Annotated in this window: 10 protein-coding genes; 4 read left to right on the top strand and 6 right to left on the bottom strand. The window is 71.7% G+C overall.

All coding sequences use genetic code 11. The features are described from left to right. Nucleotides 1–15: 15 nt before the first annotated feature. The gene (locus tag ACOKR1_RS10850; RefSeq protein WP_415854960.1) at nt 16–480 is read right to left on the bottom strand and encodes an NfeD family protein; all 465 of its coding nucleotides are present in this window, start codon (nt 478–480) and stop codon (nt 16–18) included. Nucleotides 481–584: 104 nt separating this feature from the next. Further along, nucleotides 585–1,985 (bottom strand): PLP-dependent aminotransferase family protein, encoded by a 1,401-nt coding sequence (locus ACOKR1_RS10855; RefSeq protein ID WP_422933093.1) that lies wholly within the window; start codon nt 1,983–1,985, stop codon nt 585–587. 60 nt (nt 1,986–2,045) lie between these two features. Between ACOKR1_RS10855 and ACOKR1_RS10860 the strand changes: the two genes are divergently transcribed. Then, complete coding sequence (locus ACOKR1_RS10860) at nt 2,046–2,735, top strand: YczE/YyaS/YitT family protein (RefSeq protein WP_422933094.1); 690 nt, start codon at nt 2,046–2,048, stop codon at nt 2,733–2,735. Here the strand turns inward: ACOKR1_RS10860 and ACOKR1_RS10865 are convergent. After that, nucleotides 2,713–3,594 (bottom strand): methyltransferase domain-containing protein, encoded by an 882-nt coding sequence (locus tag ACOKR1_RS10865; RefSeq protein WP_422933095.1) that lies wholly within the window; start codon nt 3,592–3,594, stop codon nt 2,713–2,715. The two genes, ACOKR1_RS10860 and ACOKR1_RS10865, sit on opposite strands and share 23 nt — an antisense overlap. A gap of 44 nt (nt 3,595–3,638) precedes the next feature. Here ACOKR1_RS10865 and ACOKR1_RS10870 point away from each other — a divergent pair, with 44 nt between their 5' ends. Together ACOKR1_RS10870 and ACOKR1_RS10875 are read left to right on the top strand one after the other, a co-directional pair. After that, nucleotides 3,639–5,672, top strand: coding sequence for a prolyl oligopeptidase family serine peptidase (locus ACOKR1_RS10870; RefSeq protein WP_422933096.1), 2,034 nt, complete (start codon nt 3,639–3,641; stop codon nt 5,670–5,672). A 533-nt stretch (nt 5,673–6,205) separates the two neighbouring features. Next, on the top strand, nt 6,206–8,248 hold the full coding sequence (locus ACOKR1_RS10875; protein WP_422933097.1) for a hypothetical protein: 2,043 nt from the start codon (nt 6,206–6,208) through the stop codon (nt 8,246–8,248). 34 nt (nt 8,249–8,282) lie between these two features. Here the strand turns inward: ACOKR1_RS10875 and ACOKR1_RS10880 are convergent, their stop codons facing one another. The 3 genes from ACOKR1_RS10880 to ACOKR1_RS10890 are packed head-to-tail and all read right to left on the bottom strand — an operon-like array spanning nt 8,283 to nt 10,783. Continuing rightward, complete coding sequence (locus ACOKR1_RS10880) at nt 8,283–8,930, bottom strand: peptide deformylase (protein WP_422933098.1); 648 nt, start codon at nt 8,928–8,930, stop codon at nt 8,283–8,285. Nucleotides 8,931–8,986: 56 nt separating this feature from the next. Then, a complete protein-coding gene (locus tag ACOKR1_RS10885; protein WP_422933099.1) occupies nt 8,987–9,874 on the bottom strand; it encodes a hypothetical protein in 888 nt (295 codons plus the stop codon). Between the two features lie 21 nt (nt 9,875–9,895). Continuing rightward, nucleotides 9,896–10,783 (bottom strand): LysR family transcriptional regulator, encoded by an 888-nt coding sequence (locus tag ACOKR1_RS10890; protein WP_422933100.1) that lies wholly within the window; start codon nt 10,781–10,783, stop codon nt 9,896–9,898. 70 nt (nt 10,784–10,853) lie between these two features. On the opposite strand from ACOKR1_RS10890, the gene ACOKR1_RS10895 reads away from it, so the two are divergent. Continuing rightward, nucleotides 10,854–11,897: a YeiH family protein gene (locus ACOKR1_RS10895; protein WP_422933101.1), complete on the top strand. Its 1,044-nt coding sequence runs from the start codon at nt 10,854–10,856 to the stop codon at nt 11,895–11,897. The last annotated feature ends 76 nt before the right edge of the window (nt 11,898–11,973 follow it).

The raw sequence follows: 11,973 nt of genomic DNA on the forward strand, positions 1-11,973 counted from the left end.
CCTCTGGTTGGGCCGTCAGCTCCGATATGGTGAGGTCTCGCCGCTGGGGGCGACGACGGCCGTTGCTCCATCGATGGCGACGACTTGGACCACGTCCCCCGGAAGGAACTCGCCGCGCTCGGCGCGGGCCGTCCAGACGTCGCCTCCGATCTTCACGAGGCCCTTGCTGCTGTCGACCGGTTCGACGACCGTGGCCCGTGCGCCCACGAGCCGATCGACGTTGGTGCGGACGTCCTCGATGCCCCGGCGCATGTAGCGCATCGCGACGGGACGGACGAAGGCGACCATGCCAACCGAGACAAGGGCGAACACGAGGCCCTGAAGCCACGCGGGGCCGCCGAGGAGCGCGGCGACGAAGGCCGCGAGGGCCCCGCCGCTGAGCATGGCGAAAACGAGGCTCAAGCTGACCATCTCGATCCCGCCGAGAACGAGGGCCAGAACGAGCCACAGCATCCACGCGTTATGTGCGATCCAGTCCATTTTCTGGCCCTCCAACCCCCATTCTTTCCACTACCCTAGCCCAGCGGAACCCCGCGTGGGGGGGGGCCTGTGGACAACATGTTGGCGCAGCGTGTTGTGCCCCGTCAGACCGCGACGAGCGGCTCCGTGAGCGGCCCGCTCGCGTGCCGGTCTGCGGCTCGTCTGAGCGCACGAACCGCTGCCCGGATGGCGTCCGGCGTGTCCGTGAACGGCAGCCTCAGCCGCCCCTCGAACGCACCGTGGAGCCCGAAGCGCGGTCCGGCCGTGAGGGCGAGGCCCTCCTCCCGGGCCCCGAGGACGAGCTCCGACGACGACCAGGGCGAGCAGTCCAACCAGACGGCCAGACCGCCGTCGGGATCCGGAACCATCCATCGCGGGAAGTCCTCCGCGAGCGCCCCCCGAAGCGCCGCGAGGCCCGCGCCGAGCCGCACACGCCGCTCGGCCACAAGCTCGTTTTCGCGCGCCAGGAGCTCCACCGCGACGAGCTGCTCGAAGACCGGGGTGCCGAGGTCCAGGCTTGTGCGCGACTGAGCCACGCGCGTCACGAGCGATCGGCTCGCGCGGATCCATCCGACGCGGAGCCCGCCCCACGCGAGCTTGCCGAGCCCGCCGACCGTGACGACGGCGGGGGAGAACCCCGCAAGCGGTCGTCGCGGCCCGCGGCGGAGATCGAGCCACATCGTGGTCTCGTCGGCCACGAGGACCGTCCCGTGGCGGTCCGCCGCGCGCGCGAGGCGCTCGCGTTCGTCCTCGCGGAGGCTCGCTCCCGTCGGGTTCTGGAAGTCGGGCATGACGTAGCCGAGCGCGGGCCCGGCGTCCCGCAGAGCCGCCTCAGCCTCGGCCAGGTCCCAGCCGCTCTCGACGTCCACGGGGACCGGCACGGGCCGCGCCCTGACCGCCTGCAGGGCGTCGATCGCGTGGGGGTACGTGGGTTGCTCGATGAGGGCCCGGTCTCCCGGCGCGACCAGGACCCTGCTCAGGAGGGCGATCGCATGCTGGGCGCCCGAGGTCACGAGAATCTGCTCCGGGTCCGTCGGGACGCCGCGCCGCTCGAAGTGCCGGGCAACCGCCTCGCGCAGGGCCGGATGGCCCGTGATCTCGTAGCCCGAACGCGAGAGCTCCGGGCCGAGGAGCGTGGTGGCAGCCGCGTAACATGCCGCGACGGGACCGGCGGCGGGCAGGGCGGCCTTCGTGAAGTCGAGCGGGATGCCCTCCATGGCGGCATCGGCCGCGGGCCGCGCGCCGAGCGAGACGAAGCTGCCGGACCCGCGCCGGCTCTCGAGCACCCCCGCGTCTCGGAGGCGCGCGTAGGCGCCTGCCACCGTGGTCCGGCTGAGGCCGAGGGCCGAGGCGAGGTCCCGCTCGGCCGGCAGGCGGGTCCCATGGGCGAGCCGCCCGTCCAGCGCGACGAGGCGGATCCGATCCGCAAGCGCGGTATAGGCGGGCCCTCGGGTCCGCCACGGACCGAGGACTGTGGCCAATCGGGCCGCTGTGATGGACGTCATGAGGCCATTATTCCCCAATTGGACCTTTATCTGCAGTCCACTTGGCGGGAACCTCGACTCATGCAACCCATCCAAGCCTTCCTCACGAGCCGCCGGATGCCGATACGCCTCGTGCGCCTCTACCTCGGGCTCTTCGCGTACGGCCTCGCCATCTCGCTCATCCTGCGCGCAGGCCTGGGTGGCTCGCCCTGGGACGTCTTCGGGCAGGGCCTGGCCCGAACGCTGGGCCTCACCTTCGGGACCTCGACGATCGCGATAAGCCTCGCGGTGCTGTTCCTGTGGATCCCGCTGCGTCAGCGGCCGGGCTGGGGAACGCTCTCCAATGCGGCGCTCATCGGGTTCTTCGCGGACGCCGGGCTCAGCTGGCTGCCGCCCGCGACGCAGCTGCCGATATGGGCCCCGGCCGCCCAAGGTCTGTTCCTCGCCGCGGGACTCATTCTGCTCGCGTTCGCGTCGGCGCTCTACATCGGTGCGGGCCTTGGCCCGGGACCCCGGGACGGGCTCATGACGGGACTCGTGGCCCGCACTGGGTGGCCCGTGTGGGTGGTGCGGAGCGCGATCGAGCTCTCCGTGACCGCGATCGGGTGGATGCTGGGCGGGACGGTGGGCGTGGGCACCGCAGTGTTCGCGTTCGCGATCGGTCCGCTGATCCAAGTCGCGGTTCGGGTGCTCCGCGTCGAGCTCAGCCAGCGGGTCCGCGGGCGCAAGGTCCCGGAGGTTGCGGCAGTCAGCGCCGGCGCAGCACGCTGAGCTCGACGGCCGCAGTCGCGCGCGGGATGACGCCCGGGAGCCCCGCGAGGACGGCGTCCCGGGACGCGTGATGGCCCGCGGGACCCATGAGCGCGACGTCCGCGGCTGCTTCCGCGTCGAGCTCGAGCGGGAAGCGCACGGCCCGCACGGACTCGACGGCGAAGGCGCCCGCCGCCGCGTGGGCGACGTCTTCGGCCTTCCCCGCCGGCACGTCGAGCAGCGGGAGGATTCCGCGCAGCTCGGCGAGATGCTCCGGCAGCGGAGTCACCACACACAGCAGGCCGCCCGGCCGGAGCACGCGCGCGAACTCTGGGACGTTGCGCGGTGCGAACACGTCGAGGACCGCGTCCACCGACGCGTCACCGAGCGGGAGCGTCCGCCAGAGGTCCCAGACGACGGCGGCCGTGTGCGGCAGCTTGGCGGCGCGCCGGAGTGCATGCGGCGAGAGATCGAGGGCGACGGCGGCGGCCCCGGGCGCGCGGTCGAGGACGGCCGAGAGGTAGTAGCCCGTGCCCGCACCCGCGTCGAGCACGGCGCGGGGGAGCGATCCCACGCTCGGGCGAGGGCCGCCGTCGTCCGCGGTCGGTGTGACGAGCGCGCCCGCCGCGGCCTCTGCGAGCGCCCCGGCGATCGGAGCGTAGTGCCCGGCCGTCAGGAAGCGGTCGCGGGCGGAGACCATGTCCGCGGTGTCGGGCACGAAGCGCGTCCCGCGACCCGTGAGGAAGTTGATGTACCCCCGCCGCGCGACGTCGAACCGATGACCGCTCCCGCACACGAGGAACCGGTCGCTGCTGCGCCACGGGTCCCACGCGCCTGCGCACACGGGGCAGCGCAGGAGGTCCTGGGCGGGAATGGGCATGGCGTCCATGCTAGCGGCGGCGCCGGAGGACTAGGCTTCACGGCGTGAAACCCACTCAGCTCGACGCCATCGTGACCCTGTCCGCCCCGACCGTGCATCCCTCCGGCTCACGCTGCGCCGTCGCAGCGACGCGGCCTGACTTCCGCGCCGACGCACCGGTCGGCCAGCTGTGGGAGGTACCGCTCGATGGCGGGGCGCCGCGGCGGCTCACGCGCGGCTTCCGGGACACGGCGCCTCAGTACTCGAGTGATGGGGCGTGGCTCGCGTTCCTCCGCGCCGCTGCGGAGGGCCGGCCCCAACTGTGCCTCGTGGAGGCCCGGGGCGGCGAGCCGCGCGTCATCACGAACCGACTCCTCGGGGTCGAGCAGTTCGCGTGGTCGCCCGACGCCACGCAGATCGCGTTCACGTCCCGCGAGCCCGAGGCCGGGCGATACGGCAGCACCGAGGGCGTGGGCGCGCGAGCAGAGGACCCGCGGCTCGTGACCCACCTCAATTACCGGGTCAACGGCCCCGGCTACACGGGGGACCAGCGCTCGCAGCTCTTCGTGCTGGACGTCCCGGACGCCGACGCCGAGCCGTTCGTGGCCGCGAAGGGCCGGGCCAAGGCAGCCGAGGCCGACACGCCGGCCGCGGAGCGCGAGAACGGCCTCCCCACCCCGCGCCAGCTTACGTCGAGCGGGGTCGACCACTCGCTTCCGTCGTTCTCCCCGGACGGCGCCTGGATCTACACGGTCTCGCAGTTCGACCCCGCGGACGTGGACACGATCGGGTCCCGCGTGGTGCGCACGGCGTCCGGCGGCGAGAGCAGCGCCCCGATCGAACTCGGCACCCCGGACACCGCATCGGTCCAGGCCGTGCGGGAGGCCGCAGACGGCTCGGGCCTCTTCGTGCTCGCCTCGACGCTCGGGGAGTCCGGGACGGACTTCGTGGGCTGGAACACCCACGCGTTCTGGCACGACTTCGCGACTGGTTCGACCGTGCGCGTGAGCGAGCAGGATGACGACTTCGGCGAGGCGCCAGGCGCGCTCCGGGTCGCCGCGGACGGGCGTGCGCTTGCGATCGGACGACGGCGGGGGACGGCTCGGCTCGTTGCGTTCGCTCCCGCGGGCGGCCGCGAGGTCCTCGCCGACGGCGACGTCGTGGTGACAGGCGCGGACTCGGTGGACGGCGCCGTCGTCGTCTCCTACGCCGATGCGACGGCACCCGGTGAGCTCGCCCTCGTGCGGGAGGGCTCGGTCGAGCGCCTCACGGACTTTGCCGCGACCCTCCGCGACGAGGCGACCCCGCGCGTGCCGCACGAGTTCACGGGCAAGAGCCCCGACGGAACGCCAGTGCACGGCTGGGTCGTGCTACCGGAGGGCACGGGCCCGTTCCCCGTGCTCCTCAACATCCACGGCGGGCCGTTCGCCCAGTACACCGGCGCGTGGTTCGACGAGGCCCAGGTGTACGCCGGGGCGGGCTACGCGGTGCTCATGTGCAACCCCCGCGGCGCCGCGGGCTACGGCGAGGACCACGCGCGCGCGATCAAGGGCCGCATGGGCAGCGTCGACCTCGAGGACGTGCTCGGCTTCGTAGACTCCGCGCTCGCCGAGTTCCCCGAACTGGACGGGGAGCGGCTCGGCGTCATGGGCGGCTCGTACGGCGGCTACCTCACGGCGTGGACCATCGCCCACGACCACCGCTTCCGCGCGGCGATCGTCGAACGCGGTTTCCTGGACCCCGTGAGCTTCGTCGGGTCCTCCGACATCGGATGGTTCTTCCCGGGCGAGTACACGGGCTGGGACGTCGAGTCGATGAACGCCCAGAGCCCCATGGCGTGCGTCGACGCCGTCACGACGCCGACCCTCGTGGTCCACTCCGAGGAGGACTGGCGCTGCCCGATCGAGCAGGCCCAGCGCTACTACGCGGCGCTCCGGCTGCGGGGCGTCGAGACGAAGCTCCTCGTTTTCCCGGGCGAGAATCACGAGCTGTCCCGTTCCGGCACCCCTCATCACCGCAAGCTGCGCTTCGAGCACATCCTCCGGTGGTGGGCGCAGCACCTCCCCACCGATGCAAATCCCGGCCCTGCCGAAGGGTGAGTCATAGGGTCTTTGGACTCTAGACGGTGGTGTAGTATGCCCAAAGATCGCTTCGGCATCTAGGCCTCACGAGGCCAAGAAGTTCAAGGCTAGGGGTTTCTGTTCGCCCCCGCGAAGTCGACAATCTCGTCACAGACACTGGCGACTTATTGCGTCACACGCGCGGCCCAGCTGCTCGGTTCCACCGTGAGCGTCACCGCCGCCGTCATTTGCGGCCAAACCCGCCGCCGTCATCACGTCTGCCGCGCACGGCCTATCCGTGGCGGCGACGTGACCATCGCGGGCGTCACGATACGGGTGGGAGGGCTCTGGGGCAGCCCTCCATAGACAAAACATCTAGGGAGCTGGGCAACCCCATGAAACATCTATTGCGTCGCCATTGGCGGCTTGTCTTCTCTTTTGTCGCGGGATTGACCGCATTCGGCCTCACGGCCGCGGCACTCACATCTGGTCTCAACCCCGGAGATTATTTAGCGGTCACCTGTTCTGGTCCGTCTGTGACATGGAACCAGTCCGGTCCGAGATCCGGCACCGTGAGCTGCGCAACGAATCCTCCTCTATCCACCCCCGCGTCGACCGCTGGGTCTCCAGCTCCGGCCGGGTCCTACCACCTGAGCGCGAACGGCAACCCGTCTCTTGACACCACGGCCTTCGCGACGTCCACCGGGGACATCCTCGTCGTCAAGGCGTTCACCGAGGATGCCGGCAACCTGACGCTCGCCACACCGACGAGCTCAGGTGCCACCGTCACGTGGACCCTGGCCGCATCGGACCTCACGAGCGGATACTCCGCGGCGTACATCTGGACGGGGACCGTGACCGCTGGTTCGGCGTCTACCGTCGTGACGGCACACGAAGGTTCCGTCACCGCCGCAGCGCACTGGGACGCCCTGGTCGAACGCTGGAACGGAGCAACGGCGAAGCTCAGCGCATCCCCTGCGACAACCGATGCGCGCGGCTCCGGGGTTCCGTCGGCACACATCTCCACCGCGGCCGGATCCGCGATCTCGTGGTTCGCGGCCGACTGGAACGCCGTGCAGGACAATGGCGTGAGCTTCATCGGGTCTCCCGTCCAGGAGGCCAGCCAGTACATCGCCAACATCTACTCTGGCGAGCACGCCTTCCAAGCTGCCGTGGCTGGCGACCAGAGCATCGGCGAGACGGGCCCCTCGGGGCGCGCGTGGACAGTCCTCGGAATCGAGATCCAGAGCACCGGATCACCGGCGCCGACGCCGACGCCGACGCCGACGCCGACGCCGACCGTGACGCCAACGCGCACGCCCACGCCGACCGTGACGCCGAGTCCGACTCCTACCGTGACGCCGACCGTGACGCCCGCCCCTGGCCCGACGGCGTCCGGCGGACTTCCGGCGGGCGTGACGCTGAAGGCGATTGACGGCGGCCCCGGGTACTACAGCAAGTGGCCCGCGTCGAATTACCCGGGCGCGACCACGATGTTCCCCGTCACGCGGTGGGCTGCCGAAGGGACCGGAACGGCTGACGACAGCACTCTCGTGAATACGTATCTCGAGGACGGCTACATGCAGTCCGGGTGGCAGACTGGGTCCAAGTTCTACGGCATCGGCGGCACGACGACGGGCGCGGGCGGATACCTCGTCACGGACGAGGTCGACCAGTGGGCCGGGAACGGCTGGGGTGGCTGGACCGGCGTTGTCGGGTTCGGGCACGACGGGAAAGTCTGCACATCAGGCCTCACGGACTGCGGCTACACGGCGATGAAGGCCATGTCGGGGCCTATCGCTTCTGACAAGTTCAAGTACACGAACTTCGGCAAGTTCGCGGGCACGCAGGGAAGCGCCGCGAACTGGAAGACGTACACCCAGTACACGGACATCGCCTCCACCGACGTCTACTTCCTGCAGGAGACGGGCAACCTGTACTCCGGCTGGTGGGGCGTCACGAACGTGATCGTCGGCGACCAGTCGTTCACCGGCAACCTGTCCTCCACAGACCCGCGACTGCATCTCTCGCGCAACTACGGACGGCTCCTCTGGCACGAGCGTTCCATGCAAGGCGGCGACAAGCCGATCTACAGCTTCAACGAGCTCGTGGACATGAATGGGAACCCGGTGGACCCCGCGGCGTTCAAGGCCGGGATCTGGTCGGCGGTCATCGAAGGGGCGCGCGGGGTCAACTACTTCACGCACAACTACCTTCGGAGTGGCGGGTACGCGGATTCGTTCGAGGACCCGGCGTTCGCGGGCGTGAAGTCCGCGGCCCAGTCGTTCTACGCGACGGCCCAGTCCCTGGCTCCGGTCCTCAACGGTCCCGACGGTGTGGGGCTCGTAACCTCGTCTCGTGACGAGAAGACCCCGGACGGCATGCCTGCCGGCGCCGAGTACCTCGCCAAGTGGAACAACGGGTCGCCGTACCTGTTCGCCCACATGGCGGCGGACGCGGTCAGCAACGACTCCGTCACGTTCTCCCTTGCGGGCGGGATCGGCAAGTCGGTGACTGTGGTGGGCGAAAACCGCACGATCCCGGTGGTCGGCGGGAAGTTCACGGACACCTTCGCCAACGCGAACACCGTCCACATCTACCAGGTCACTCTCTAAGAATCCGTCGCGGCCCACTGCCGCAACGCGGTTCTCAGAAGCCGAGTTCTCGGGCTGCGGCCTCGGGCGTCGGGTGTGACCACCGCGCCGAGTACTCCTCGTTGCTGCACAGCGAGCGGAGCTCGGCGCGGTCCACGTACAGGACGCCGCCCAAGTGGTCGGTCTCGTGTTGCACGATTCGGGCCTGCCAGCCCGAGAACTCGGTGCGCCGCGCCGTGCCGTCGGGCGCCGTCCAGCGGGCCTCGACTCGCGAGGGGCGGCGCACGACGGCCGTGTAGCCGCGCACCGAGAGGCACCCCTCGTAGAACGCGGCTCGCTCGTCGCCGAGGGGGAGGTAGAGCGGGTTGAGCATGGCGAAGAACGGCAGGGGAGCGCGCTCGCGGGCCTCCGCGACGTCGTGATCGGCGGCCCACGTGTCCTCGAGGACTGCGAGGCGCAGCGGCAGTCCGATCTGCGGGGCCGCGAGGCCCACTCCCGGCGCGGCGTGCATCGTGCGGCGCATCACCTCGACGAGCGCCGCGAGCAGGGCCGCGTCCAGCTGGCCGTCGAACGGCACTGCCAGCGTGCGCAGCACCGGATGCCCAGCCTGCACGATCTCGGGGAGACTTTCAGCCGCGATGATCTCTGCTGCGGTCTCCGCGAGGCGGGCGGCGGACCAGTGGCTGGGCAGGGCGGGGCTCATGGTCACAGCCTAGGGCGCGGCGGCCCGGCGCTTTGGGTGGGCTGCGCGGGCGCGCGTCACTGCGAAGTCGGCCAGCCGCACGAGCGCGCCACGAAGGCGTAGATCTCCGCCCTGAGGGCGGGCGTTGCTGCGACCTTGACGGTGCCCGTGGCGCCTCCGAGGCGGAGCGTGAGCGGGATGAGGGTCCCGACCTTGTCTTCAGCGACGGCGTGCGGATCGCACCGCGCTGGGCGGACGGCGAGGCGCACGGGGGGCCCACCAGCCGTGAGGCTCACGTCTCGGGGCCACGGCGCCCCAGGGTCCTCGTCGAGGAGCGTCGTGTTGCCGACCGAGACGAGCGTGACGGCGCTCTGGCCGGGCTGGGGGCTCGGCGGCGGGCTAGCCGGCGCGCCGAGGGCGAGCGTGAGGACGGCGGTGCCGGGCGGCTCGCCTGGGGCGAGCGTGTCCGCCAGCCGCAGCGTCACGACAGCGGCCACGCGTTCGGCGAAGCACGCATCGGCGTGGATTCTCGGCAGGACCGCGTGGGGATCCGTCGCCGCGACGGTTCGCACCGAGCCGTCGGCCAGGGTCAGGCGGACGGAGGGAGCGCCGTCGTCCGCCTGCCCACAGCGTGGCGGCGCGGCAACGGCGGGGAGGCTGAGGGTGAGGCCGGGGGCGAGCTCTTCGCTCCCGGCCCACGCGGTGCCGTCAGCGAAGCGGGCGTCGGCGAGTTCGGCCCGGACCACCGTGACCGGTCCCGCGGTGGTGTTCTCGAGCTGCAGGACGATCGTCCCGCTCGCGTAGCCGTCGCGGAACTGGTCGACGACGGCGGAGATCGGCCCGGCCGCCGTGGGCGAGACGGACGACGGCGCAGGGCTGGGTGCCGCCGAACCCGCGGGCGAGCAGCCAGCGAGGACGCCGGCCAGAGCAGCCGCGATCAGGCCGGCGCGCGCTCGCGGACCCATGGCGCTAGGCTACCCGCGCCGCTAGGACCCGTGGGTCACGATGCCCAGGAAATCCTCTGCCGAGCGCGGGAGCGGGGCGGCCGCGGACCACACCGCCCGGAGGACGCGCGAGAGCCGCAGCCCGGGCGTCGGCGCCTCGGACAAGCGGCCGCTCCGCAGCGCGAGTTGGACGGCGAGCCGGCTCACGACTCCGGGGCCGAGCCCCGCGGCGACGCTCGCCGCGAGCGCCGCGTTGCTGCCCACCTCGAACCGGGGGCCGGCGCCGTACGGCGCGAGCGCGAGATCGGCGGTCTGGCGCGTGCCGGATCCAGGCTCGCGGACCACGAGCCCTGCCGCGGCGACCTCGGAAGGTGGCACGTCGCCGTCGTCCGCCCACGGATGGTCCGGCCGGACGATGACCACGAGCTCGTCCCGGGCCACGTCGAGGTAGCGAAAGCCCGTCTGAACGGTGGGACCCTCGACGAAGCCGAGGTCCGCGGCGCCGGAGCGCAGCCGCTGGAAGACCTCGTCCGAGTTGCCCACGTCGAGCGTGACGCTCATGCCGGGCAGACGCTGCTGGGCCGCCGCGAGCCACTGCGGCATGAGGTGCTCGGCCACGGTCATGCTCGCGCACACGTGGAGGGTTCCACGGTCCCGCTCGAGCGCGTCGACGGCTCGGGTCACGCTGTCCGCCGCCTCGAGGACCTCGGCCGCGAGACCGGCGACGACGCGCCCGCGATCGGTGAGCTCGGTGCCCCGCGGAGTGCGCCGCGCGAGGGCGAAGCCCGCCGAGGCTTCCATCTGCTCGAGGAGCCGAGAGGCGTTTGGCTGGGCCATACCGGTCTCTCGCGCGGCCGCCCCGATGCTGCCACGCGCCGCGAGCGCGGCGAGGAGCCGGAAGTGCCTCAGGTCCCAGTCACGCACGGCCATATCACCAGCATATGACTCCATGCCCTTTTGCCGTCTACTGGCTCCCGGCGGTGCGCGAAAGCATGGGAGCATGCCAGCTCCGGAACGCACGATCGCAGCACCGACCCACCGTCCCTTCGCCGCTCGCGGCCGGTACCGGACGGCTCGGCAGCTCGCACCGGGGCTCGCCGTCGCCGCGCTGGGCGCCGGGCTGGCCCTGGGGATCGCTGCGCTCGTTCCGGGCCTCAGCCCGCTCCTCGCGGGGATCGTGCTCGGGCTCGCGGCAAGGAACTTCGGGCTGCTCCCTGAGCGGCTCACGGCCGGGCTAGGCGTCGCGGCGCGCGTCCCGCTGAGGCTCGGGATCGTGGTGCTCGGTCTCCAACTCTCGCTCCGCGACCTTGCGTCCCTCGGCTGGGGGATCCCCGCCCTCGTGGCGGCCGTCGTGGCGGTCGGCATCGTGGCGACCGTCGGGATCGGCCGGGCCCTGCGTGTCCCGCCGCGGCAGGCCCTGCTCGTTGCATGCGGCTTCTCCGTGTGCGGCGCGGCCGCCGTGGCCGGGGTCGAATCGATCGTCGACGCCGACGAGGAGGAAACTGTGACCGCCGTAGCCCTCGTGGTGCTCTTCGGCACGCTCATGATCCCGGTCCTCCCGCTCCTCGCGGACGCCCTTGGCCTTGCACCGCACGTCGCGGCGGTCTGGGCCGGGGCTTCCATCCACGAGGTGGCTCAGGTTGTCGCCGCCGGCGGGATCATCGGGGGAGGCGCTCTCGCGGTCGCCGTCACCGTCAAGCTCGCGCGGGTCCTCATGCTCGCCCCCGTCGCCGCGGTCCTTTCCTGGCGGCGTTGGCGCGCCGGCGAGCTCGCCGGGGCCAAGCGGCCGGCGATCGTGCCGCTCTTCGTGGTCGGCTTTCTCGCGATGGTGGTGCTGCGGAGCGTCGTGCCGGTCCCCCTGGAGGTGCTCGGCGCGGCGTCGTGGGTGCAGAGCTTCCTGCTGACGACGGCGATGCTCGCCCTGGGTGCGAGCGTTCGCCTGCGCGCCCTGTTGCGGCGCAGCGGGCGGACGCTGGCCCTCGCTGCGAGCTCCACGGCGGTCGTCGCCGTCGTCGGCCTCGTGGGGGCCTCGCTCATCGCCTAGCGGCGCAAGCTTGCGTGCGGGCCGCTTGCAGGCAACGTACAGGTGGGCGAATCCGCCGGCACAGGGTCGGTGCCTA

Source organism: Sinomonas sp. P47F7 (assembly GCF_049332655.1).
Lineage (GTDB): Bacteria > Actinomycetota > Actinomycetes > Actinomycetales > Micrococcaceae > Sinomonas.